Genomic DNA, 22,703 nt, shown 5'->3' with positions numbered 1-22,703 from the left:
TCAATGAAGGGGAGGTGACCCGGTGAGCAAGCGCGATTATTATGAGGTGCTTGGCGTGAGTCGTGATGCCTCGGAAAGCGAGATACGGAAAGCCTATCGGAAATTGGCGCGTAAATACCACCCGGATGTAAACAAAGAAAAAGATGCGGAACAGAAATTTAAAGAGATTAAAGAAGCTTATGAAGTCTTGAGCGATCCGCAGAAAAAGGCACAATATGACCGCTTTGGACATGCCGATCCCAACCAGGGGTTCGGGGGGGCTGGCGGTTTTGAAGCCGATTTTGGTTTTGGAGACATTTTTGACATGTTTTTCGGCGGCGGCCGCCGCAGCACCAATCCGCATGCTCCCCGCAAAGGGGCTGATTTGGAATACCGTTTGACAGTGGAGTTTAAAGATGCGGTTTTTGGGAAAAATGTGGAAGTGGCGATTCCGCGAACCGAAACGTGTGAAAAATGTCATGGTTCCGGGGCCAAACCCGGAACCCAACCGGAAACCTGTTCCACCTGTCAAGGAACCGGTCAATCCGAAGTGGTGCAAAATACGCCTTTCGGCCGCATTGTGAACCGGCGGATTTGTCAGGTATGTAACGGATCGGGTAAAATCATCCGTGAAAAATGCAGCGGATGTTCCGGAACCGGCCAAGTGAAACGGAAAAAGAAAATCAACGTCAAAATTCCTGCCGGGATTCATGAAGGTGCCCAACTGCGCGTGAGCGGGGAGGGAGAACCCGGCCAAAACGGCGGACCGGCAGGGGACTTATACATTACCGTTTATATCAAACCGCATGAATTCTTCAAAAGAGAAGGTGACGATTTGGTCTGTGAACTGCCGATCACCTTTGGACAGGCTGCATTGGGAGATGAAGTGATCGTCCCCACCTTAAACGGCCGTGCCAAACTGAAAGTTCCTGCCGGCACACAGACCGGAACCGAGTTTCGCCTTCGCGGAAAAGGTGTTCCCCGTTTACGCGGATACGGGGAAGGGGATTTGCGCGTGAAAGTCCGTGTGGTCACACCAACCAAATTGACGGAGGAACAAAAAGAAGCCTTGCGCCATTTCAGCCATTTATGCGGCGAATATATCAAACAAGAACAAAGCACGAACTTTTTCGATAAGATGAAACAGGCATTTCGAGGCGAGTAAAGAGGGAAACGGGCAATTTCGCCCGTTTTTTCTTTGATGTGAAGGGAGCAATGAGCGGATGGATTGGCTGGAAGTGAGTGTCCGTACAAGCCACGAGTCGGCAGAAGCCATCAGTGAATTCTTACAGGAGATGGGGGCCGACGGGGTTGCCATAGAAGATTCGAACGTCTTGCATCAGGATTTTGAAAAGCGTTATGGGGAAATCATCGAATTGACCCCGGAGGATTATCCGGAAGAGGGCGTGGTCATCAAAGCTTATTTGTCTGATTTGCAATCGGTCGATCCGGAAATCCTGAAAAAAAGAATCAAGGAGAAATTGGAATCGCTGAAGCAATACGGATTGTCCCCCGGGCAAGGGTTGGTCGGGATCCGAAGCGTGAGTGAACAGTCTTGGGAAAACGAATGGAAAACATACTACAAGCCGGTCCGGGTGACGGATACGATCACTATCAAGCCGGTGTGGGAGGATTATCAGCCGGAAAGCCCGGATGAAAAAATCGTCCGGCTGGATCCCGGAATGGCCTTTGGAACCGGGACGCATCCGACAACCAAACTGTGTATCCAGTGTTTGGAAAAATATTTGCCGCGCGATGCCAAGGTGATAGATGTGGGATGCGGAAGCGGCATTTTAAGCATTGTATCCGCCATGCTCGGTGCGAAAAACGTTTTGGCGTTGGATTATGATCCCCTGGCCGTGGAAAAGGCAAAAGAAAACATTGGTCTCAATCCAATCGAAAGCGGGATCCGGGTGGAAAAAGGCGATTTGTTAAAAGGGGTGTCCCAAACGGCGGATGTTGTCGTCGGCAATCTGTTGGCCGAATTGATTCTGCCGATGGTTCCGGATTTGCCGCGTGTCTTGGTGCCCGGCGGCATTTTTATCGGCTCGGGGATTATTGAAGAAAAAGCCGATGCAGTGGAACAGTCTCTGGTTTCGTGCGGGCTTCAAGTGCTGGAAAAGATTCATATGGATGGCTGGGTAGCCATTGTGGCAAAAAAATGGTAAAATGGCAGGAGTGTCAAATGCAAAGATATTTTGTATCCGAAGACGCATTTCAAGGTGAATTCGTTTGGTTAACAGGGGAAGAAGTGCACCACATTCGCAACGTGATGCGGTTTCAGCCCAATGATCAAATCATTGTCTGTAAAGAAGATGGAATGGATTATCTGTGCTCCATTTCGGAAATCAACCGCAACGAAATCCTTTGCGAAGTGGTGGAAAAACGGCCTTCGAAAGGAGAGCCGAAAACTAGGATTACTGTTGCCCCTTCTTTGGTGAGAAGCAATAAACTCGAATGGATCATACAAAAGGGGACCGAAATCGGTGCTGTTTCCTTTCAGCCCTTTTGTTCTGAACGTTCATTGATCCATATAGATGATAAAAAGGAAAGAAAGAAGCGGGAGCGTTGGCAACGGATTGCAAAGGAAGCGGCCGAACAGTCGCATCGCGGCAAAGTGCCGGCTGTCTTGCCTGCTTTGTCATGGAAAGAATTTCTCGCTGAGATGGAAAGGTTTCCGCTTGTTCTCATCGCGTATGAAAAAGGGGGAGTCCCCATCCGTCAAGCGATGGCCGGCTCGCAAGCGGATGAAATCATGCTTGTGACCGGACCGGAAGGCGGGTTTACTGAAGCCGAAATCGATGAGGCCAAAGCAAGGGGAGCCGTGCCGGTCACATTGGGAAACCGGATTCTCAGAGCCGAGACAGCACCGCTGGTTGCTCTTTCTTGCATATTGTTTGCAAGACATGAATTGGGAGGTGAAACACAGTGAAAACGGTGGCTTTTCATACGTTGGGTTGTAAAGTGAATGCCTATGAAACCGAAGCCATCTGGCAAATGTTTAAAAAAGCGGATTACAAACGGGTGGAATTTGAAGAGGAAGCCGATGTTTATGTGATCAACACTTGTACGGTCACCAATACGGGAGACCGGAAAAGCCGGCAAATGATCCGCCGGGCGATCCGGCGCAATCCTGACGCGGTCATCGCGGTGACCGGTTGCTATGCCCAAACCTCCCCTGCCGAAGTGGCTGCGATTCCCGGGGTGGATGTCGTGGTCGGGACACAAGGGCGCGAAAAGCTGATCGATTATGTGGAACAATACATGCGGGAACGTGAACCGATCAACGCTGTGGGGAACATCATGAAGCAACGCAAGTTTGAAGAATTGGATGTGCCCACGTTTTCGGACCAAACCCGGGCATATCTCAAAATCCAGGAAGGATGCAACAACTTTTGCACGTTCTGCATTATTCCCTGGGCGAAAGGGTTGTCCCGCAGCCGTCAGCCTGAAAATGTCCTGAAACAAGCGCGCCAGTTGGTGGATGCCGGTTATAAAGAGATTGTCCTGACCGGTATTCACACAGGTGGTTACGGGGATGACTTTGAAGATTACAAGCTGGCTGACTTGTTGTGGGATTTGGATAAAATTGAAGGGTTGAAAAGAATCCGGATCAGTTCCATTGAAGCCAGCCAGATCGATGACCGGGTGATCGAGGTGTTGAACGCATCCGAAAAAATGTGCCGCCACCTGCATATTCCGTTGCAGGCGGGAGATGACGCCGTGTTAAAACGGATGCGCCGCAAATATACGACAGAAGAATACAGGGAAAAAATCATGAAGTTGCATGAAGCCATGCCGGATGTGGCGATCACCACCGACGTGATTGTCGGCTTCCCGGGAGAAACGGAAGAACAATTTGAGCGCGGATACCGTTTTATTGAAGACTTGAAAATGTATCAGCTGCATGTCTTCCCATACTCCAAAAGAACCGGAACCCCCGCCGCCCGCATGCCGGACCAAGTGCCGGAAGAAGTGAAACACGAACGGGTCCGCAAGCTTATTGAACTGTCCAAACGGTTGACGGTGGAGTATGCCCGGCGTTTTGTGGGCGAAGTGGTGGAAGTGATTCCGGAACAACCGTTTAAAGAGGACCCGGACAGCGGGCTTTATATGGGTTATTCGGATAACTACCTGCAAGTGGTTTTCCCGGCTGATCCCGAATGGGTTGGAAAAGTTTGCCGGGTGAAAATTGATCGTGTTGATCCGGAGTATTGTTACGGCACTTTCGTGCGTGTGGTGGATGAAGTGCCCCGTCCGGCCAGGGTTGGTTGAGGTCGGGATGGAAAAAGGTTGTTAACCGGTCGGGGTTGACAACCTTTTTTCTCACCTTTTTTTAAAGGAGGAAGGAAGTTGAAAGAGATTTCTGCAGGCGGTGTTGTGTTTCGGGAAAAGCACGGAAGATACGAGATTTTGATGATTAAAGACCGTTTTGAACATTGGACGTTGCCGAAAGGAAAACAAGAGCCGGGCGAAACCGTTGAGGAAACTGCCTTGAGGGAAATCGAAGAGGAAACGGGGATCACAGGGGAAATTCTGCGTCCCCTGGTGACCGTGCAGTATACATATGAACATCCGCAGCACGGGGAAACGGACAAGGTTGTGCACTATTTTTTGGTGAAAGCGATGGACGGAACAGAATCCCCTCAGTTGGAAGAGATAGATGATGTCACATGGCTCACGGTGAAAGAAGCGTTGTCAAGACAAGCGCTTCACGGCTATTCGAATAATCAGGAGGTCATGGATCAGGCAGTTGATTTCCTGACCAATGAGTGCGGTTAAAAGCTTGCTTTTTCGGGAACCAGCCGGGTGATAAAGCGGGCGAATTGGTCGCAAAACGGAAGCACCGCGATGGAACAAATGAGATTGAACAAGGTCTGAATGTGGGCGATTTGCGTTGCCGGATCTCCGGACAAATACGGAGCCAGCCGGGCGATGACTGGTATGAACGGGGTGAACAAGATGGCGCCTGCCACATTTAAGATCAGATGGGAAAGGGCGACTTGTTTGGCGGCAGGGATGGTGCGGATGGACGCCATGAGTGCTGTGACGCAGGTGCCGATGTTGCTTCCGAACACAACGGCAATGGCAAAAGGAAGCGGAATCACCTGGGCGGCATAAAATCCCATGGCCATGGCGATGCAGGCGCTGCTGCTGTGAATCAGCGCCGTAACCAGGATGCCTGCGGCAAGACCCGAAACAATGGGGTTTCCGCCGTGATGGATGAGCCAGGAAACCCATCCTTGTTCCTTCAGGGATTCCGTGATGCTTTGCATCCATTCGATTCCCCAAAAGATGGCTCCAAATCCGAGACAGACCGAGCCGGTGTTTTTGAGGAACGGATTGGAAAGCAAAGTGAGGCCGCCGCCGATGACCAACAGCGGAATGGCAAAATCTTCGATTTTCAAGGCCAGGATTTGGGTGGTGATGGTGGTTCCCACATTGCTTCCCAGGATGATTCCCAACGATTGGGAAAAAGTGAGCATACCGGCATTGACGAAACCGATGGTCAACACCGTCACGGCACTGCTGGACTGCAAAAAAGCGGTGGTGACCGTTCCGGTCCAAAAACTGCGCACCGGTGTTTTCGTGAATCGCAGCAACACGGACTGCAAGCGGTCACGGGCCAGGTTTTCCAAGCCTGTCCGCATCTTGGAAAGTCCCCATAAAAAAATAAAAAGACCAAACCCGAACGGAACCAACAATTGAATCGGCATCGGCTTGTTTCCCTCCTTGATTTGATTTATATGTGGACATGCGGAGGGAATGACCGATAAAATAAATAAAAGCCCTGCAACAGGGCTGGCGCATTATGCTTTTCTTTCTTCCGGTGCTGTTTCAACGGACAGGTCGCCCGGCTTTTCCCGGGGATGTTTCGGGATGAACGGGGGAGCGTCAAACCCGGTGAAGTCTGGGCGGTACAATTCCGGAAAGCCGGGCAAAGCACGTGCATGTTCTGAGCGGGTTTGGACCGGTGCCAGTTCCGGTGTCCCGAAAATGGCCCAAGTGCCCGTATGGGGATCTTCCGCCATGCGCGGCGGTTTGATGGACGGCCCGTCTTCCATTTGTTCCGGCAGCGAAGCGGAATTGTTTTCCTTTTTTGACTCCGCAAAGAATTGGCTCAGTTCTTCCCGGACGATTTTCCGGATCAGTTTCCGCAGTTGCGATGCCGATGGATGATTGCGTTGTGTCATGGTTTTCACCCCTTTTTTCCTTTCAGGCTGATATAGTGTATGTCAAACGGGAAAAATGGGTGAATACATAGATTGCCCTGAAAAAGTAGGGAGGGAACTTGTATGGCGGATTGCATTTTTTGCCAAATCGTGGAAGGGAAAATGCCTTCCAAAAAAGTGTACGAAGATGAATATGTTTACGCTTTTCATGACATTTCCCCGGCTGCTCCGACGCACATTTTGGTCATTCCGAAAAAACATATTCCGACGATCATGGACTTGAAGGAAGAAGACCAGATGCTGGCAGGGAAAGTGATGGCGGCAATTCAAAAAATTGCAAAAGAGTATCATTTGGATGAAAGAGGATTTCGGATTGTAAACAATGTCGGAAAAGAAGGCGGACAAACCGTCTATCACATTCATTTCCATTTGTTGGGTGGACGGACCCTGACCTGGCCTCCGGGTTGATTTTGACAGGAACCATTCTTATAAGATATAATATAAAATGATTATTTGTGTCTCCAACGGTGGTTCTCAGACGACTGTCTTGGAACCTTATTTTGGGCATCGTTGGCTGATTTTTTGAGCAGGTGTTGTTGTGCTGACCCTCCTCTGGGGGAAGGCCGCTCTCTTGTTTTTTTGCTTGAAATGTGTGGGTCTTTTTCCTTTGTTAGGCTGCCGGCCCAAAGCGGTCTAGCTGACCCGTGGAGGGAGGGAATAGCATGGTTGAAACTCGCGTTCGCAAAAACGAATCACTCGATGCCGCTTTGCGTCGTTTCAAGCGTTCTTGCGCCAAAGACGGGATTTTGGCCGAATACAGAAGACGCGAGCGCTATGAAAAGCCGAGTGTAAAACGCAAAAAGAAGTCGGAAGCGGCACGTAGAAAGCGCCGTTAGTGAGGTGGCATTTTTTGAGTTTGACGAATCAGTTGGATCAAGAGATGAAAATGGCACTGAAAAATAAGGATAAACAAAAATTATCCACCATTCGCATGTTGAAATCAGCGATAAAAAAAGAAGAAATCGATAAAAAGCGTCCGTTAAACGACGATGAAATCATCAGTGTCATCATGCGTGAAGTAAAACAACGCAAAGATTCATTGGCTGAATACAAAGCTGCCGGACGCGATGATTTGGCAGAGAAAGAGCAAGCTGAAATTGACATCCTCTCTGCTTATTTGCCGGAACAAATGTCCGAAGAGGAATTGAAAGCCCTTGTGAAACAAGTCATTGAAGAAGTGGGGGCCGGTTCCAAAGCGGACATGGGCAAAGTGATGAGTGCGATCATGCCCAAAGTGAAGGGACGGGCAGAGGGAAGATTGGTCAATCGAATGGTGCAAGAAGCACTTCAGTAATGATTGCAGCGTGTTTATCCAAACACGCTGTTTTTTGTACCGGGAGGGGAGGGCGAACCGGGATGGAACTATCGGAATTTTTGATGAATCCCGCGGTGATGATGGTTATCCTTACCATCGGGCTCGTGGGTTTGCTGGTGGAGTTGTTTTCCCCGGGAGTCGGGCTTGGAGCGTTCATCGGTTTGGCCAGTTTTGCCGTTTTTTTCGGGACTTATATTCATGCCGGAACGGCCGGTGCAACCGAACCGTTGCTTTTTATCGCCGGAATCATTCTGATCTTGTTGGAAATTTTTTTGCCGACACTGGGGATTGTTGGAACAATTGGTTTGATTTTGGTGGCGGTTTCCATTTTCAATGCCGTTCCCATATTGAGCGAGGCCATTTGGATCGTGGCCGGAGCGGTCCTGCTCACGGCGGTGATCGTGTGGATCTTGATCCGTTTTTTGGGATGGGAAGTGAAATGGAACCGAGTGGTGCTCCGATCGTCTCAATCCAATGAGGAAGGGTATACGTCTTCAAAAGACCGGAACGAATTGCTCGGGCAAGTCGGAATCACTTTGACTCCGTTGCGCCCGTCCGGTTTTGCCAAGTTTGGCGATCGGAAGGAAGATGTTGTCAGTGAAGGAGAAATTATATCAAGAGGAGAAGAGGTAAAGGTTATTCATGTTGAAGGGATGCGTGTGGTTGTGAAGCGTGTGAAGGATTTGGATTCTGACCATTAACAACAAAAAGGAGAAATGGGTATGGATTTTGGTTCGTTGTTTTCGGTTATCTTGATTATCATCGCGATTTCCCTGTTTTTTTCCTTTGTTCCGGTCATGCTGTGGATCACGGCCATGGCCTCGGGGGTTTACATCGGTTTGACCACCCTGATCGGTATGCGGTTGCGCCGGATTACTCCTGCCCGCATTGTCAATCCGTTGATCAAGGCGCGTAAAGCCGGATTGAATGTGGATATTTCCCAATTGGAAACGCATTATTTGGCAGGCGGAAACGTGGATCGTGTGGTGGATGCTTTGATTGCGGCACAACGTGCCAATATCGACCTGGTGTTTGAACGGGCGGCGGCCATTGATTTGGCTGGACGGGACGTGCTGGAAGCCGTGCAGATGAGCGTCAACCCCAAAGTGATTGAAACCCCGGAAGTTTCTGCAGTTTGTAAAGACGGAATCGAAGTCAAGGTGATTGCGCGGGTGACGGTGCGTGCCAACATCGACCGTTTGGTCGGAGGCGCCGGTGAAGAAACCATCATTGCCCGCGTGGGGGAAGGGATTGTCACCACCAACGGATCGGCGGAAAACCACAAAGAAGTCTTGGAAAATCCCGACATGATCTCCAACACTGTTTTAAGCAAAGGTTTGGATGCAGGGACAGCGTTTGAAATCTTGTCCATTGACATTGCGGATGTCGATATCGGAAAAAACATCGGCGCTTCTTTGCAAATTGACCAAGCCGAAGCGGACAAGAAGATTGCCCAGGCGAAAGCCGAAGAACGGCGGGCCATGGCGGTGGCCGCGGAACAGGAAATGAAAGCACGCGTTCAAGAGATGAAAGCCAAAGTGATCGAGGCGGAGTCCCAGGTTCCATTGGCTTTGGCCGAAGCGTTGCGTTCCGGAAAAATGGGCTTTATGGATTATTACATGTTGCAAAATATTGAAGCCGACACCAAAATGCGCCGTTCCCTGCGCGGAGATGACCTCAAGGAGAATGGTGGAGATAAAGAATGATTTTTGAAGAAGTGAAGGAGAAGGTGGAAGGGAATCAGAGAGAGGAGACAAAAAATGATCCGGAGGCATCGCTTTGGCTGACCCGTTCCGAGCTTCGCCGGGGATTTTTGATGAGTGAAATTTTGGGAGCGCCCCGGGCCTTGAAACCATTTTCCTGGGTCCGGTATCGCCGCTTTTAATGCATATCAAACAAAAAGTCCGTTCCTTGCGGGGGAACGGACTTTTCTTTTTTATCCCAACCAAGGAAATAAATCTCTGTCATGGATTCAATCCGTACACTCATACTAAAAAAACAAAGGAGGTGAAGAAGGTGGCCAACCGTTCCAACCGATTGCTCGTTCCCGGTGCCCGGCAGGTCTTAAACCAGTTCAAAGAAGAAATTGCTTCGGAATTCGGAGTGAAGTTGGGCTCTGACACGGCGGCCCGTGCCAATGGTTCCGTCGGCGGTGAGATCACGAAACGGCTCATTTCGCAAGCGCAAAAACAATTGAATGAATAAACGGGTTGACAAGCATGGGTGATTCACGGTTCCCATGCTTTTTTGGTTGGAAGGAACGAAACATAACGGAGTACATCGAAGCATAAGGATGGTACAAAAGAAGGGGCGGGTGGAGAGGAAGGCTGAAAACCATGCGCAAATGGGCTTCGGATTGGTTGGATTTACCGGTTCATGTGGCAAGTGATGCTCCGCGGATTGAGATCATCGGCTCAATGACCATGCAAGTGGAAAATTATCAGGAGATTGAGAAATTTAACGCCGATGAATTGTTGCTAAAGACAAAAACCGGAATTTTGAAGATCGAAGGAAAGCAATTAAAAATCAAAGCCATTCAGCCTGAAGTGGTATGGGTTGAAGGAAAAATTCAGGGCTTTCAATTTCAGGAATAAGAGGAGGACCCGGCGTGTCATCCAACATCTTACCATCCAATTTCAAAGGAAAAATCGAATGTATTTGCGAAGGGGAGCATTTGACTTCTTTGCTAAACCAAGCGGTTCAGCAGGGGATGGAACTGGAAAATATCGAATGGCTGGACGGGCATCGCATCCGGTTAAAAGTGCCACTGTCGGAGTTTCTCTCTTTCTACCGGATTGCGCGTAAATCACGCAACCGGGTGAGGATTGTGAAAAAAGAAGGACTTCCTTTTTTATTAAAGCGCTTGAAAAGGAGGAAGTTCTTCGTTGCGGGCTCTGTTTTGTTTTTTGTCTTGATTCTTTTGTTCACCTCGCTGGTGTGGAATGTGAAAGTGGAAGGGACGGAGAAGATTCCCGTGCAACACGTACAAGCTTTATTAAAAAAAGAAGGCGTGTATCCAGGCCAATGGAAGATGCGTTTGCCGGACCGGGAAGAAGTCCAATACCGTTTGCTGTCCCAACTGCCGCAGGCTTCCTGGGTCGGCGTCCGCGTTGAAGGGACACGGGTGGTGGTGACCGTGGTGGAAAAAAGGGAGAAGGATCCGTCCGGGGAACAAAACGGCGATGCCGGACCCGTGCATTTGGTTGCCACCAAAAACGCATTGATTTACGATCTGAAAGTGGAACGGGGCAATCCGATGGTCGAGGTGAATGATGTCGTCAAAGAAGGCCAAATTTTGGTATCGGGAATTTACGGGGACTTAAATGATTCAAAATCGAAAAAAATAGTGGGTGCAAAGGGAAAAGTATGGGGAGAGGTTTGGTATGAGTCCAGTGTCGAGATTCCGCTCGAACGAAAAAGAAAAGTGTATACGGGACGACGCGAAAAACATGTTTATCCTTATCTGTTTTCCCATGTGATGAAAAATCCTTTTCACAGAAAACCGCCGTATAAATCAACCGAGGTAATGGATCATTTTCACTTTCTGAAGTTGGGCCGGTGGGAACTTCCTGTTGGCTGGGTGGAACGGGAAGAGTTGGAAATGGAGTGGATGAAAGAACGGTTGTCGGTTGATGAAGCCGTTCAGGAAGGACTGGTTCACGCCAAGGAGGATTTACTTAAAAAAACCGGATCGGACGGGCGGATTTTGGGGCAAAAAGTTTTGCAGAAGCGCCAAGAGAATGGTAAAGTTTATTTGAAAGTACACTTTGATGTGATTGAAAATATCGCTAAAATCCAACCGATTCTGCAAGGAGAATGAGCCATTGCAAAATCCACGTGAAGAGAACAAAACCGTAAAAATTCATTTGCGCAACGGGGCGGAAGCCCTGAGCCTTTTTGGCCCCCATGATGCTTATTTGAAACAAATTGAAAGAAACACCAATGCCCAAATCATTTCGCGCGGGGGAGAGGTGCTGATCCAAGGTCGGCCCGGGGACGTTGAAATATTGGAGGAATTGTTCCGGGTACTGATCACCCTCATTCGCCGCGGGATGCAAGTGACCGAAAGGGATGTGGTGTATGCTCACCGCCTGGCGGAACAGGGGATGGCCGATGAATTGCTGGAATTGTACCAGGAAGAAATCGGTGTGACCCAAAAAGGGAAAGCCATCCGGGTCAAAACGTTGGGACAGCGCCATTACGTGACGGCCATTCAAAAATCGGACATTGTTTTTGGTGTGGGTCCGGCCGGAACCGGTAAAACGTTCTTGGCGGTGGTGATGGCCGTGTCGGCACTGAAAGCCCATCGGGTGAAACGGATTGTTTTAACCCGCCCGGCTGTCGAAGCTGGAGAAAATCTGGGCTTTTTGCCCGGGGATCTGCAGGAGAAAGTGGATCCTTATTTGCGTCCGCTTTATGACAGCTTATATACGATGCTGGGCACCGAGCAAATGAATAAAATGATGGAACGGGGGTTGATTGAAGTTGCCCCGTTGGCTTACATGAGGGGACGGACCTTGGAGGATTCGTTTGTGATTTTGGATGAAGCGCAAAACACGACCCCTGAACAGATGAAAATGTTTTTGACCCGTCTGGGGTTTGGTTCCAAAATGGTGGTCACGGGAGATGTGACGCAGATTGATTTGCCGAGAGGCAAAAAGTCCGGTTTGAAAGAAGCCGAACGGATTTTGAAATCGATTCCGGAAATCAGCTTTGTTTATTTGGGACAAGCCGATGTTGTCCGCAATACCTTGGTACAGAAAATCATTGATGCTTATGAAGCCGATTCAAAAGAAGAGGAGAACAGATAAGGAGCCGGTTTCGATGAAAGAGAGCAAAGAACCGACCTCTGGTGTGAGCCATTGGTTTCTTTTAAAGGATTGGAAAACAAGCTGGCGTGTTAAGATTCTGATGTACGCGATCTTCGGGATCGCGTTCTATTTATTGCTGATCCATCATGTGTTGCCCGACCAATATGATATCACCCTCGGGGAGCCCAGTCCGGCAACGGTGGTGTCCCCCGTTACCAAAGTGGATGAATATGCGACCAATCAGGCAAGGAAAAAAGCGGCTGCATCCGTGGAGCCGGTGTACATCAAAGATGATCATTTAACCATGCAGCAAATCGGAAAGATTGATTCCATTTTTGTGATGGCCAAAGAAATTTTGGAGAAGCCGGTCGATGCGGATGAAAAGCGGGAGAAATTAAAAAATGATTTTGAAGCCACTTTTTCCTTGGGGTTTTCAGACGGGTTTTACCAAAAACTGTTGAATGTTTCGCTGAACCGCCTGCAAGTGATTCGTTTGACCGCCCGCCAAATTGTGTCTGAAATCTTACAAGAAGGGGTTCGGGAAGACGAACTGAAAAAAATGCAGGAAAAAGTGGATCAGACCTTATATCTCAGCGTTAACACCCTGAACAATGAAGAGCAGGCCCTGGTGAGTGAACTGGCGAAAAAAAGCCTGGTTGTCAATGAATTTTATGACAAGAATCAGACCGAACAGCAAAAACAGGCTGTACAGGAGGCGGTCAAGCCGATTCCCATCAACAAAGGGCAAATCATCGTCGCTTACGGAGAAGTGGTGACGGATGACCAGTATCGAAAATTGCAAGAATTGGGCCTGCTGAAAAAAGATACCCAATTGCAGACACATCTGGGAATCCTTTTGTTTGTCTTTACCATCATGGGTCTTTTATATTATTACATTTACCGCTTTGATCAGGAAAATCACCATAATAACCGGAACTTGTTGTTGCTGTTTTGCATCTTGCTGCTCACGCTGATCGGGATGAAAGTGGTGTCTTACGGCCAAAATCTCGAATGGAGCAAAATCGGATATCTGGTTCCGGTCGGATTGGGATCCATGCTGATCACTTTATTGCTCAACATACGCTTGTCTTTGATCTGCACGGTCTTTTTGTCGATCTTCTGCAGTGTGTTGTTTAACGGGGATAATCATTTGCTGTTTGATTACCGGTACGGTCTGGTTTCACTGGTGAGCGGGATGACGGCGGCGTTTGCGTTGGGCGATGTGCGAAAAAGAAGCGCCATTTTGAAGGCGGGGCTTATTTCTTCGCTGGCTTCCGTGATTCCGGTGATGGCCATCTGGTTTATGATGCCGGTGGAGGGAACCTTGAATGAATTGTTGCAGTCGATCGGTTTTGCCATGTTGGGCGGGATCTTTTCGGCTGTTTTGACCATGGGTTTTCTCCCCTATTTGGAAACGCTTTTTGGCATTTTGTCCCCGATGCGTCTCATTGAACTCGGAAATCCGAACCATCCGTTGTTGCGAAAGTTGCTGATTCAAAGTCCGGGGACTTACCACCATTCGGTGATGGTCGGAAACTTGTCGGAAGCGGCGGCCGAAGCGATCGGCGCCAACGGATTGCTGGCGAGGGTGGGGGCTTATTATCATGATGTGGGCAAAACCAAACGTCCGCAATTTTTTATCGAAAATCAATTGTCCAAGGAAAATCCCCATGACAAAATATCGCCCAATTTAAGCAAAAGCATTATCATTTCCCATGCCAAAGACGGGGTGGAGTTATTAAAGTCCCACAATATCCCCAAACCGATTCAGGATATCGCCGCCCAACATCACGGAACCACCTTGATCAAATATTTTTATTTTAAAGCCAAAGAACAAATGGAGAATGTGCGTGAAGAAGATTACCGTTACCCCGGGCCCAAAGCACAATTTAAAGAGGCCGCGATTGTCGGAATCTGTGATTGTGTGGAAGCAGCTGTCCGGTCGCTGTCCAGACCGACTCCGTCCCGCATCGAAAACATGGTCAAAAAGATCATTCGGGAGCGGTTGGAGGACGGACAGTTCAATGAATGTGACCTGACCCTGAGGGAGCTTGATTTGATTGAAAAATCGGTTTGCGAAACCTTGCAGGGAATCTTTCATTCGCGCATCGAATATCCGGATGAAACAGGAAATGCCAAAGGAGTCAAGAAAGAATGAGTTTAGTCATCGATTTGCAAGTGGAAACTCCCTTAAACGAAGCCGAACAAGAGTCACTTTCGGTGATATTAAAAGCGCTCCGGGCCGCCGCCCGGGCTGAAAACCTGCCTCCGGCGGATGTGGCGGTCACGGTGGTGGACAATGAACAGATTCATGCGTTGAACAAGGAGTATCGCCAGGTGGACCGTCCCACCGATGTCTTGTCGTTTCCCCTGTGGGAACCGGGGGAGGAATGGGTGATCTCGGAAGAAGAAGAAACCGTGCCGCTCGGGGATATTGTGATTTCTTACCCCAAAGCGAAGGAGCAGGCGGAAGAATACGGCCATTCCCTCGAACGGGAACTGGGCTTTCTGGCCGTACACGGTTTTTTGCATTTGTTGGGATATGATCATGAAACGGCGGAAGAAGAAAAGGAAATGTTCCAAAGACAGGAGGAGATCTTACAGCAAGCAGGTTTGCACCGGTAAAAGGGAGGATGTCTTTCATGAAAGTGACCAAACTGTTACGCAGTTTTGTCTACGCTTTGGAAGGATTAAAATACACGATTGTGACGCAACGGAACATGCGGTTTCATTTTTTGGTGGCATTGGGGGTTCTTTTGCTGAGCCTCACGCTCCCGATGAACAAAGTGGAAGTTCTGGTCTTGTTTGTCGCAATCGTCCTCGTCCTGTTTGCTGAATTGATTAATACGGCCATTGAAGCCGTCGTCGATATGGTCACCGGTGAGTATCATCCGCTTGCCAAAGTGGCCAAAGATGTCGCAGCCGGTGCGGTGCTTCTTACCGCCGGATTTGCCGTGATCATCGGAATCAGTGTTTTTTATCCGCATCTGGATGCTTTGTTTACCCTGGCCATCAACCAAAAGACGATTCCGGCCAATATCAGTCTTGCAATCATCATTGTGTTTGACTTTTTCCTCACGCTTTTCATAAAGGGCTGGTTGCAACGTATGGATCGTGGAAGTTGGGAGCCCAGTATGGTTGCATCCATTGCCGGTTGTGTTTCGGTATTACTGATCGGTGTCATCGGTCATTTTTTGATCACCTTATTGGTCCTTGTGCTTTTTGCCATGTTGATCGGCACCCGCCTCCGCTTCCGTTCTTCGCGGAAACCGGTGTTTTTTGGCGTCTGCCTGGGGATTTTGGTGGCCCTGATTGGCGCGCAGTTCTTGTAAGAACCGGCCGTTTCCGGTGAAAATAGATAAAGAAAAAGACCATTGCTTGGCAACCATTCTTTACAAGAAGGGCCAAGCAATTTTTGAAAGGGGATATTGACTTGGGAAGTGAATTTCGTTCAGGATTTGTAGCCTTGATCGGGCGCCCGAATGTGGGAAAATCGACTTTGATGAATCATGTGATCGGGCAAAAGATCGCCATTATGTCCGACAAACCGCAAACCACCCGCAACAAGATCCGGGGGGTTTACACCGAAGAAAACGGACAAATTGTTTTCCTGGATACACCGGGGATTCACAAGCCGCAATCCAAATTGGGGGAAATGCTGGTCAGGGCATCGCACAATGCCTTGGAAGAAGTGGATTTGATCCTGTTTCTGGTGGATGCGGTCGCAGGAAAAGGTCCCGGGGATGAATTTATCATGAACCATTTAAAGGATGTCAAAACACCTGTTTTTTTGGTTGTCAATAAAATCGACCAGGTGCATCCGGATGATCTGTTGCCGCTCATTGACAAATACCGCAAAGATTTTTCGTTTGCGGAAGTGGTGCCGATTTCGGCGCTGAACGGAAATAATACGGGAACGCTGATCCAACAGGTTTTTCAGTATTTGCCGCAAGGGCCGAAATATTATCCGTCCGACCAGGTGACCGATCATCCCGAACGGTTTATCGTCAGTGAATTAATCCGGGAAAAAGTCCTCGAACTGACCCGGGAAGAGATTCCGCATTCGGTGGCGGTCGTTGTCGAGGAAATGAAGCGGAGACCCGGGAAGGACATCGTGGATGTGTTGGCAACGATATATGCTGAGCGGCCTTCACAAAAAGGCATCCTGATCGGAAAAAAAGGAGCCTTGCTGAAAGAAGTCGGCACGCGTGCCCGGGTTGAAATCGAGCGTTTGCTGGGTGTGAAGATTTTCCTTGATTTGTGGGTCAAAGTGAAAAAAGACTGGACCAATGAAGATATCATGTTGCGTCAACTGGGTTACACGGAAGAAGAGATCTGAAAAAATGACAAATTTTCCTTCTTATACTCTCCCGCTCAAAAGGTCATCCTAAAGTTGTAAAATACGGAAAGGGTGATACTGGTTGCGCAATTTCTTATGGAGTTGCTTTGAAGTGACTGGCAGTATCGATGCATATCTCTTGCTCAAAAGCCTCGAAAACATAAAAGAGAATGAAGAAAAAGCGCAAAAAGAGCGGGATGAGGAGGAAAGCGGCTGACACGGGAAAGGGCGGTTAACTGGTGTTAAACAAATATGAGGGGATTGTCCTGAAAGCTCGCGATTACGGAGAGAGCCATCAAATTCTAACCGTTTATACGAAAAACCAGGGGAAAGTTTCTTTTATGGCCAGAGGCTCCAAGAAAACGAAAAGCCGTTTTGGAGCCGTGACCGAGCCGTTTACCCGGGCTCATTTTGTCAGTTTTGGAAACGGGAACATCGCGACGTTGTCGCAAGCTGATCTCATTTCTTCTCATCATTTATTGCGTTCTGATCTCTTGTTGACGTCATATGGCGCCTACTGGCTGGAGTTGATCGACAAAACGACGGAAGAAAAAGAAGCGGATCCTTCTATGTACGATTTGTTGACCAGCTTGTTGGAGCATTTGGAACAAAAAAAGGACCCTGACATCTTAACCTTTATTTTGGAACTCAGAGTGTTGAGGACGGCGGGATACACTCCGGAGACGGACCGGTGTGTTTCTTGTTGTTCCGGACGGCGTCCTGTCCGTTTCAGTATCCGTCAGGGCGGTTGGTTATGCGAAAGTTGTCAGGATCAGGATCGAGACGGGATTTTGGTATCGGAGGCAAGCATCCGGATTTTGCGGATCCTGCAACAAGTCGATCCGCACCGGCTCGGTAAAATCGATGTGAAACCGGAGACCAAAGAGCAGTTGGAAAAAATGATCCGGGGATTTGTTGAAGAGTATTTGCCGGTCCGGCTGAAATCCTTGCAACTGCTGGAGCAGTTCAAAAAAATCTGGACGTGAGACTTCCGGATTTTTTCATGGATATTGACATTTGAAAGGATTTTTGCTATACCATTATTAAAATTTGAAGATCGGCGCGATGAGAGAAAAGGAGTAGCCAAATCTGTCTGTGTGAACAGCGAGCCGGGGATGGTGGGAGCCCGGTCCGGGCAATTGGTGAAGGCAGTTCTTAAGCGCTGTATGATAAAAAGCGGGCCTGGACCAAGTCCGGGTCAAATAGGGTGGAACCGCGGGAAAACCTCTCGTCCCTATGAGAAAACCATGGGTTTTGTCAGGGATGAGAGGTTTTTTAGGTGGAAATTTGACGGAGGTGGAAAGCTGTGAACATGCAGGAGATGATCAAACGATTGCAAGATTATTGGGCTTCGCATGGTTGTATCCTCGCCCAGCCCTACGATACGGAAAAAGGGGCCGGAACCTTAAATCCAATGACTTTTTTAAGGGCGTTGGGTCCGGAACCGTGGAACGTGGCGTATGTGGAACCTTCCCGGCGTCCGGCGGATGGCCGTTACGGGGAAAATCCCAACCGCCTTTACCAGCACCATCAATTTCAAGTGCTGTTAAAGCCGGCACCGGACAACATTCAGGAAATCTATTTAAAAAGCTTGGAAGCGTTGGAGATTGACCCGTCCAAGCATGATATCCGGTTTGTGGAAGACAACTGGGAAAACCCGACATTCGGCGCGGCCGGACTGGGATGGGAAGTATGGCTGGACGGGATGGAAGTGACCCAATTTACATATTTCCAACAAGTGGGCAGTCTGGATGTGGATCCGGTTTCCGTGGAATTGACTTACGGATTGGAACGCTTGGCCTCTTACATTCAGGAAAAGGAAAATGTCTTTGACCTTGAATGGGTGGATGGCGTAAAGTATGGCGATGTGTTTGGCCAGCCGGAATATGAGCATTCCAAATATACCTTTGAAGTCTCCAATAAAGAGTGGCTCTTCCGCCAGTTTGACGACTTTGAGAAAGAAGCGATGAGGGCTTTGGAGGACCAATTGGTTTTCCCGGCATATGACTATGCGCTGAAATGCTCGCATGTCTTCAATCTGCTGGAAGCCCGGGGAGCGATCAGTGTGACGGAGCGGACCGGTTATATCGGACGGGTGCGAAACCTGGCCCGGAAAATCGCCAAAGCTTTCGTCGAGCAAAGGGAGAAATTGGGTTATCCCTTATTAAAACAAGAAGGGGGAAGAAGCAAATGAGCAAGGATTTGTTGCTGGAAATCGGTTGCGAGGAAATTCCGGCCCGGTTTGTGGATGATGCGGCGGCCCAGCTGAAAGACAAGTTGACCGGTTGGCTGGAAGAAAACCGGGTTCAATACAGCCATTGCAAAACCTATGCAACCCCGCGCCGGTTGGCCGTTTGTGTCACAGGCGTTTTGGAACGGCAAGAAGACGTGTATAAAGAAGTGAGAGGGCCTGCGGAAAAAATCGCCAAGCTGGAGGATGGCACCTGGAGCAAAGCGGCTCAGGGATTTGCCAAAAAACAAGGGGTGGATCCCGAACAACTTGTTCTCAAAGAGGTGAAAGGGGAAAACTACGTTTTTGCCAAAATTCACCAACCCGGAAAACGGACGGCGGAGTTGTTGCCGGAAGGGATTCCGTCTTTGCTGAACCAATTCCATTTTCCAAAGACCATGCGCTGGAATTCGCGGGTCAGGTTTATCCGTCCGGTGCGCTGGCTGGTTTGTCTGTTGGGAGACGAAATCATTCCCGTCCGGTGGGCGGGGCTGACGGCAGGCAATCAAACCAGGGGGCATCGCTTTTTGGGAAGCGAAGCGGTGATTCCGGAAGCCGGTGCTTATGAAGAGGTGATGAATCAGCAATATGTTTTGGCCGACGTGGAGACGAGAAGAAATGCCATTTTGAACCAGCTGAGAAGGTTGGAGGAAGAAAAGGGTTGGGTGATTCCGACAGAGGAAGGCTTGTTGAAGGAGATTACCCATCTGGTGGAATACCCGACGGTGTTGTACGGGCAATACGATGAAGAGTTTCTGATTCTGCCGCGTGAAGTGTTGGTCACCACCATGCGGGAACATCAACGTTATTTTCCGGTGGAAGATCAAAACGGCCGGTTATTGCCTTATTTTGTGACGGTCCGCAACGGAGATGACCAATATTTGGAAACGGTGGCCAAAGGAAATGAGAAGGTGCTCCGTGCCCGCTTGTCTGATGCCCGCTTCTTCTATGAAGAAGACTTAAAGCTTGCGTTGGATGATGCCGTACAAAAATTGGATCAGATTGTGTATCAAGATGAATTGGGAAGCCTGGGGGATCGGGTGCGCCGGCTCGTAGCACTTGCCGCACAACTGGCTGACGGGATCGGCCTTTCGGAAAAAGAGCGGTCTCAATTAAAACGGGCGGCGCACATTTGCAAGTTTGACGCCGTGACCCAGATGGTCGGGGAATTTCCCGAACTGGAAGGAATCATGGGGCGCACTTATGCACTGAATGCCGGAGAGGAAACGGAAGTGGCCGAAACCGTGTATGAGCACCATTTGCCCCGTTTTTCCGGAGATGCCCTCCCAAGCCGGAGAATTGCCGGATTGCTCTCGCTTGCTGATAAAATCGATGCAATTGTGTCCAGCTTTGGAATCGGGATTCAGCCGACCGGATCACAAGACCCCTACGGCTTGCGCAGAAAAGCGCAGGGGATCATCCAGATTTTGTTGGCCGGGGATTACCACAAGCTTTCTTTAAAGCAATTGTGGCAACTTTCCTTGGCGCAACTGGACGATGCCGGATTGCTTCAAAAGCATCCCGGCGAACTGGAAAAAGAACTGCATGAATTCTTTGCGCTCCGCCTGCGTACGGTATTGCAGGAGCAGCAAATCCGGTATGATGTGATGGATGCGGTATTGGCCTCCGATCTTTCCCATCCCGTGCAAGTCGTGGAAAAAGCCCGGGTATTGATGGGGCAAGTCGGACGGGAAGCGTTTAAAGAAGAAGTTGAAGGGTTTACGCGTGTTGCGCGATTGGCGAAAAATGCCGAAGATTCCACGCCGGATCCGTCCCTTTTCCGGGAGGATGCTGAAAAGGCGCTTTACCGCCGGTTGGAAGAAGTGAAAGCCGGTTATGAGGAAGCGGAAAAGCAACAAGATTTCCTTGGCATGTATCAAGCCCTGGCGCAAATGGCACCCGATATTCATCACTTCTTTGACCGGGTGATGGTGATGGTGGAAGAAGAGGAAATCAAAAGTAACCGCCTTGCATTGCTTAGTGACGTCACCCGATTGATTCACCGGTTTGCTGATTTTAACCAGATCGTTTTCGCTTAAAAAAGAAACAGCTTCAAAGCTGTTTCTTTTTTTGCTCAGCTTTTTTTCAATTGATGGAGGGTTTGGATCATTTCCTCCAAATGTTCCCCCGGGAGAATGACGGGGGTTTGCTCCCGGATCAGCTCGGCAAATTGAATCAATTCCCCGTAAGCAGACGGAGGGAACGGGATGTGGTGAGTGGTTTTGGTGTCCCCCCAGCTGTGGGCATAAGAAAGGCGGACCAATCCCACATGGTTTTGAATCTGTTGATAAAAATCCACCCAGTTGTTGGTTCTGTGGGTGATTTCTTGTTCGGTTGCCCCAGCAAACAAACTCCGGGATCGGTGCATGTAGGTGAGCACATTGGACGTGATGCAGGCGTTGGCAGTGTCAAAACAAAGGCGCACACCCGTGTTTTCGGCGATTTCCAGTAAATGTCGGGGGGTTCGCAGAGCCGGATACAAATCGGCGCGTCCCGGTTCAAAGTAGTGTTCTCCCCCCATCGGGGCATTTTCCAAATACAGTTCAAACCCAAGGGGCCGGCAAAGTTTTTGAATCTCTTCCAGTTGGGATGCGATGGTTTTCACATATTGATCTTTAAAGTCCTGCAATGCGGAAAAGTCCGTGGGATGACGGTCCAGGTATTCAAATATAATGCCGAGCGGAACTTTCCGGCCGCTGCAGATGAGGCGGCGGCCTTTTTCATCGGTGGATTGATGCAAAAGATGAAGCCATTTTTCCCAGTCTTCAGGGTTGAATGCCCCGGTTCCAAGCCCCGCGGAAGGCGGCATCCGAAAAGCGACGGGCCGGAGCCGGCCGGTGTTGATCATGTCCCGGAATTGGCCGGGATCAAAGGGCTTTTCAGGAAGTTGAACTTCAATATACTGCACATCATGGGCTTTGGCATGATGAAAACAAGAATAATCACACGAACAACTGACTGCAATCGGATGGTTGAATAACATGGTGTGTCCTCCATCATCGGGATTCAAATCTACCCTTATGTTAACTCAAAAAGCGATAAAAATTACACTGGTAAGAAGGATGAAAAATGTTATATACTAAACATGGATTTTTGATCAAAAGTATGTCATAATTAATAAAAGCAAGGCTTTCGTGGGAGGTGTGAAAAAATCGAGCTCACAAAGCGTCAAGAGAAAATCCTGGAGATTGTCAAGGAAGAGGGTCCGATTACAGGAGAACATATTGCCGACAAACTTCACTTAACCAGAGCCACGTTGCGGCCTGATCTGGCAATCTTGACCATGGCCGGTTTTCTTGAAGCCAGACCGCGTGTCGGCTATTTTTACTCGGGAAAGACCGCGAACCAACTGATGGGGGAACATATCCGTCATTTGCTGGTGAAAGATTACAAATCCCGCCCGGTGGTCGTACAGGAACACACATCGGTTTATGACGGGATTTGCACCATGTTTTTGGAAGATGTCGGTTCGCTCTACGTGATAAAAAAAGAAGGCAATCTGGTCGGTGTTGTGTCACGGAAAGACTTATTGCAGGCGGCGATGGGAAAACAAGAATTGCAATCGATGCCCATCGGGGTCGTGATGACCCGGATGCCGAACATCATCACTTGCAAGCCGGAAGATACCCTTTACTATGCGGCGAAACAGATGATGCGCCATGAAGTGGATTCTTTGCCGGTGGTTCGCCCGGTCGACGGGGATGAACAGCAACTCGAAGTGATCGGCCGGATCAGCAAAACGACGCTGGCCAAAGTATTTGTCGAGCTTGGACAACCTTGAAGAAATTAAGGGAGG

At 49.1% G+C, this 22,703-nt stretch carries 27 protein-coding genes; 24 read left to right on the top strand and 3 right to left on the bottom strand.

The window, feature by feature from the left end; all coding sequences use genetic code 11:
* Nucleotides 1–22: 22 nt before the first annotated feature.
* From dnaJ to I8U23_RS04730, 5 genes are all read left to right on the top strand, one after another.
* The gene (gene dnaJ, locus I8U23_RS04750; RefSeq protein ID WP_049720353.1) at nucleotides 23–1,144 is read left to right on the top strand and encodes a molecular chaperone DnaJ; all 1,122 of its coding nucleotides are present in this window, start codon (nucleotides 23–25) and stop codon (nucleotides 1,142–1,144) included.
* Nucleotides 1,145–1,202: 58 nt separating this feature from the next.
* The gene (prmA, locus tag I8U23_RS04745) at nucleotides 1,203–2,147 is read left to right on the top strand and encodes a 50S ribosomal protein L11 methyltransferase (protein WP_049720352.1); all 945 of its coding nucleotides are present in this window, start codon (nucleotides 1,203–1,205) and stop codon (nucleotides 2,145–2,147) included.
* A gap of 17 nt (nucleotides 2,148–2,164) precedes the next feature.
* The gene (locus tag I8U23_RS04740) at nucleotides 2,165–2,911 is read left to right on the top strand and encodes a 16S rRNA (uracil(1498)-N(3))-methyltransferase (protein WP_037994549.1); all 747 of its coding nucleotides are present in this window, start codon (nucleotides 2,165–2,167) and stop codon (nucleotides 2,909–2,911) included.
* Nucleotides 2,908–4,254 carry a tRNA (N(6)-L-threonylcarbamoyladenosine(37)-C(2))-methylthiotransferase MtaB gene (gene mtaB, locus I8U23_RS04735; RefSeq protein WP_037994545.1) on the top strand — a complete coding sequence of 449 codons (1,347 nt, stop codon included), beginning with the start codon at nucleotides 2,908–2,910 and terminating at the stop codon, nucleotides 4,252–4,254. The genes I8U23_RS04740 and mtaB overlap by 4 nt, the downstream gene beginning before the upstream one ends.
* 78 nt (nucleotides 4,255–4,332) lie before the next feature.
* The gene (locus I8U23_RS04730) at nucleotides 4,333–4,761 is read left to right on the top strand and encodes an NUDIX hydrolase (protein ID WP_049720351.1); all 429 of its coding nucleotides are present in this window, start codon (nucleotides 4,333–4,335) and stop codon (nucleotides 4,759–4,761) included.
* Here the strand turns inward: I8U23_RS04730 and I8U23_RS04725 are convergent.
* Together I8U23_RS04725 and I8U23_RS04720 are read right to left on the bottom strand one after the other, a co-directional pair.
* Nucleotides 4,758–5,696, bottom strand: coding sequence for a Na/Pi cotransporter family protein (locus tag I8U23_RS04725; RefSeq protein WP_037994536.1), 939 nt, complete (start codon nucleotides 5,694–5,696; stop codon nucleotides 4,758–4,760). The two genes, I8U23_RS04730 and I8U23_RS04725, sit on opposite strands and share 4 nt — an antisense overlap.
* 93 nt (nucleotides 5,697–5,789) lie before the next feature.
* Nucleotides 5,790–6,173, bottom strand: a complete 384-nt coding sequence (locus tag I8U23_RS04720; protein WP_037994535.1) for a hypothetical protein — start codon at nucleotides 6,171–6,173, stop codon at nucleotides 5,790–5,792.
* A 102-nt stretch (nucleotides 6,174–6,275) separates the two neighbouring features.
* Between I8U23_RS04720 and I8U23_RS04715 the strand changes: the two genes are divergently transcribed.
* The 18 genes from I8U23_RS04715 (at nucleotide 6,276) to glyS (ending at nucleotide 20,946) form a co-directional block, all read left to right on the top strand.
* The gene (locus I8U23_RS04715; RefSeq protein ID WP_037994532.1) at nucleotides 6,276–6,620 is read left to right on the top strand and encodes a histidine triad nucleotide-binding protein; all 345 of its coding nucleotides are present in this window, start codon (nucleotides 6,276–6,278) and stop codon (nucleotides 6,618–6,620) included.
* A 254-nt stretch (nucleotides 6,621–6,874) separates the two neighbouring features.
* Complete coding sequence (gene rpsU, locus I8U23_RS04710) at nucleotides 6,875–7,048, top strand: 30S ribosomal protein S21 (protein WP_037994530.1); 174 nt, start codon at nucleotides 6,875–6,877, stop codon at nucleotides 7,046–7,048.
* A gap of 14 nt (nucleotides 7,049–7,062) precedes the next feature.
* Nucleotides 7,063–7,506, top strand: coding sequence for a GatB/YqeY domain-containing protein (locus I8U23_RS04705; protein ID WP_037994527.1), 444 nt, complete (start codon nucleotides 7,063–7,065; stop codon nucleotides 7,504–7,506).
* 62 nt (nucleotides 7,507–7,568) lie between these two features.
* On the top strand, nucleotides 7,569–8,228 hold the full coding sequence (locus I8U23_RS04700) for an NfeD family protein (RefSeq protein ID WP_049720350.1): 660 nt from the start codon (nucleotides 7,569–7,571) through the stop codon (nucleotides 8,226–8,228).
* Between the two features lie 15 nt (nucleotides 8,229–8,243).
* Nucleotides 8,244–9,233 carry a flotillin-like protein FloA gene (gene floA / locus I8U23_RS04695; RefSeq protein WP_369792444.1) on the top strand — a complete coding sequence of 330 codons (990 nt, stop codon included), beginning with the start codon at nucleotides 8,244–8,246 and terminating at the stop codon, nucleotides 9,231–9,233.
* Complete coding sequence (locus I8U23_RS04690) at nucleotides 9,230–9,412, top strand: hypothetical protein (RefSeq protein WP_037994524.1); 183 nt, start codon at nucleotides 9,230–9,232, stop codon at nucleotides 9,410–9,412. The genes floA and I8U23_RS04690 overlap by 4 nt, the downstream gene beginning before the upstream one ends.
* 131 nt (nucleotides 9,413–9,543) lie before the next feature.
* Complete coding sequence (locus I8U23_RS13390; RefSeq protein WP_037994523.1) at nucleotides 9,544–9,732, top strand: alpha/beta-type small acid-soluble spore protein; 189 nt, start codon at nucleotides 9,544–9,546, stop codon at nucleotides 9,730–9,732.
* Between the two features lie 131 nt (nucleotides 9,733–9,863).
* Complete coding sequence (locus I8U23_RS04680; RefSeq protein ID WP_037994522.1) at nucleotides 9,864–10,121, top strand: YabP/YqfC family sporulation protein; 258 nt, start codon at nucleotides 9,864–9,866, stop codon at nucleotides 10,119–10,121.
* A 14-nt stretch (nucleotides 10,122–10,135) separates the two neighbouring features.
* The gene (yqfD, locus tag I8U23_RS04675; protein WP_037994520.1) at nucleotides 10,136–11,347 is read left to right on the top strand and encodes a sporulation protein YqfD; all 1,212 of its coding nucleotides are present in this window, start codon (nucleotides 10,136–10,138) and stop codon (nucleotides 11,345–11,347) included.
* A gap of 4 nt (nucleotides 11,348–11,351) precedes the next feature.
* Nucleotides 11,352–12,338 (top strand): PhoH family protein, encoded by a 987-nt coding sequence (locus I8U23_RS04670; protein WP_049720348.1) that lies wholly within the window; start codon nucleotides 11,352–11,354, stop codon nucleotides 12,336–12,338.
* Nucleotides 12,339–12,351: 13 nt separating this feature from the next.
* Nucleotides 12,352–14,496 carry an HD family phosphohydrolase gene (locus I8U23_RS04665; RefSeq protein WP_049720347.1) on the top strand — a complete coding sequence of 715 codons (2,145 nt, stop codon included), beginning with the start codon at nucleotides 12,352–12,354 and terminating at the stop codon, nucleotides 14,494–14,496.
* Entirely contained in the window at nucleotides 14,493–14,963 is a 471-nt protein-coding gene (gene ybeY / locus I8U23_RS04660) for an rRNA maturation RNase YbeY (protein WP_037994518.1), read from the top strand. The genes I8U23_RS04665 and ybeY overlap by 4 nt, the downstream gene beginning before the upstream one ends.
* Before the next feature lie 17 nt (nucleotides 14,964–14,980).
* Nucleotides 14,981–15,670, top strand: a complete 690-nt coding sequence (locus I8U23_RS04655; protein WP_049720346.1) for a diacylglycerol kinase — start codon at nucleotides 14,981–14,983, stop codon at nucleotides 15,668–15,670.
* Nucleotides 15,671–15,771: 101 nt separating this feature from the next.
* Nucleotides 15,772–16,677, top strand: coding sequence for a GTPase Era (gene era, locus I8U23_RS04650; protein WP_037994701.1), 906 nt, complete (start codon nucleotides 15,772–15,774; stop codon nucleotides 16,675–16,677).
* An 82-nt stretch (nucleotides 16,678–16,759) separates the two neighbouring features.
* A complete protein-coding gene (locus I8U23_RS04645; RefSeq protein ID WP_082240616.1) occupies nucleotides 16,760–16,894 on the top strand; it encodes a YqzL family protein in 135 nt (44 codons plus the stop codon).
* Between the two features lie 22 nt (nucleotides 16,895–16,916).
* Nucleotides 16,917–17,663 (top strand): DNA repair protein RecO, encoded by a 747-nt coding sequence (gene recO / locus I8U23_RS04640; protein WP_049720345.1) that lies wholly within the window; start codon nucleotides 16,917–16,919, stop codon nucleotides 17,661–17,663.
* A gap of 320 nt (nucleotides 17,664–17,983) precedes the next feature.
* Entirely contained in the window at nucleotides 17,984–18,871 is an 888-nt protein-coding gene (gene glyQ, locus I8U23_RS04635) for a glycine--tRNA ligase subunit alpha (protein ID WP_082240614.1), read from the top strand.
* Nucleotides 18,868–20,946, top strand: a complete 2,079-nt coding sequence (gene glyS, locus I8U23_RS04630; RefSeq protein WP_037994511.1) for a glycine--tRNA ligase subunit beta — start codon at nucleotides 18,868–18,870, stop codon at nucleotides 20,944–20,946. Before glyQ ends, glyS begins: the two co-directional genes overlap by 4 nt.
* Nucleotides 20,947–20,981: 35 nt before the next feature.
* Here glyS and I8U23_RS04625 read toward each other — a convergent pair whose 3' ends face one another.
* Nucleotides 20,982–21,890 carry an apurinic/apyrimidinic endonuclease family protein gene (locus I8U23_RS04625; protein WP_037994509.1) on the bottom strand — a complete coding sequence of 303 codons (909 nt, stop codon included), beginning with the start codon at nucleotides 21,888–21,890 and terminating at the stop codon, nucleotides 20,982–20,984.
* A 168-nt stretch (nucleotides 21,891–22,058) separates the two neighbouring features.
* Here I8U23_RS04625 and ccpN point away from each other — a divergent pair, with 168 nt between their 5' ends.
* On the top strand, nucleotides 22,059–22,688 hold the full coding sequence (gene ccpN, locus I8U23_RS04620) for a transcriptional regulator CcpN (protein WP_037994507.1): 630 nt from the start codon (nucleotides 22,059–22,061) through the stop codon (nucleotides 22,686–22,688).
* Nucleotides 22,689–22,703 lie beyond the last annotated feature (15 nt).

Origin of the sequence: Thermoactinomyces sp. CICC 10735, from assembly GCF_016055175.1 — a bacterium.
GTDB lineage: Bacteria > Bacillota > Bacilli > Thermoactinomycetales > Thermoactinomycetaceae > Thermoactinomyces > Thermoactinomyces vulgaris.
This window is presented reverse-complemented; position numbering and strand designations above follow the sequence as displayed.

Excerpts from the sequence above, each read along its gene's own strand:
- prmA (WP_049720352.1), top strand. The coding sequence starts at position 1,203 with ATGGATTGGCTGGAAGTGAGTGTCCGTACAAGCCACGAGTCGGCAGAA.
- I8U23_RS04740 (WP_037994549.1), top strand. The coding sequence starts at position 2,165 with ATGCAAAGATATTTTGTATCCGAAGACGCATTTCAAGGTGAATTCGTT.
- I8U23_RS04725 (WP_037994536.1), bottom strand. The coding sequence starts at position 5,696 with ATGCCGATTCAATTGTTGGTTCCGTTCGGGTTTGGTCTTTTTATTTTT.
- I8U23_RS04720 (WP_037994535.1), bottom strand. The coding sequence starts at position 6,173 with ATGACACAACGCAATCATCCATCGGCATCGCAACTGCGGAAACTGATC.
- I8U23_RS04715 (WP_037994532.1), top strand. The coding sequence starts at position 6,276 with ATGGCGGATTGCATTTTTTGCCAAATCGTGGAAGGGAAAATGCCTTCC.
- rpsU (WP_037994530.1), top strand. The coding sequence starts at position 6,875 with ATGGTTGAAACTCGCGTTCGCAAAAACGAATCACTCGATGCCGCTTTG.
- I8U23_RS04700 (WP_049720350.1), top strand. The coding sequence starts at position 7,569 with ATGGAACTATCGGAATTTTTGATGAATCCCGCGGTGATGATGGTTATC.
- floA (WP_369792444.1), top strand. The coding sequence starts at position 8,244 with ATGGGTATGGATTTTGGTTCGTTGTTTTCGGTTATCTTGATTATCATC.
- I8U23_RS04690 (WP_037994524.1), top strand. The coding sequence starts at position 9,230 with ATGATTTTTGAAGAAGTGAAGGAGAAGGTGGAAGGGAATCAGAGAGAG.
- I8U23_RS04680 (WP_037994522.1), top strand. The coding sequence starts at position 9,864 with ATGCGCAAATGGGCTTCGGATTGGTTGGATTTACCGGTTCATGTGGCA.
- I8U23_RS04665 (WP_049720347.1), top strand. The coding sequence starts at position 12,352 with ATGAAAGAGAGCAAAGAACCGACCTCTGGTGTGAGCCATTGGTTTCTT.
- ybeY (WP_037994518.1), top strand. The coding sequence starts at position 14,493 with ATGAGTTTAGTCATCGATTTGCAAGTGGAAACTCCCTTAAACGAAGCC.
- I8U23_RS04655 (WP_049720346.1), top strand. The coding sequence starts at position 14,981 with ATGAAAGTGACCAAACTGTTACGCAGTTTTGTCTACGCTTTGGAAGGA.
- glyS (WP_037994511.1), top strand. The coding sequence starts at position 18,868 with ATGAGCAAGGATTTGTTGCTGGAAATCGGTTGCGAGGAAATTCCGGCC.
- I8U23_RS04625 (WP_037994509.1), bottom strand. The coding sequence starts at position 21,890 with ATGTTATTCAACCATCCGATTGCAGTCAGTTGTTCGTGTGATTATTCT.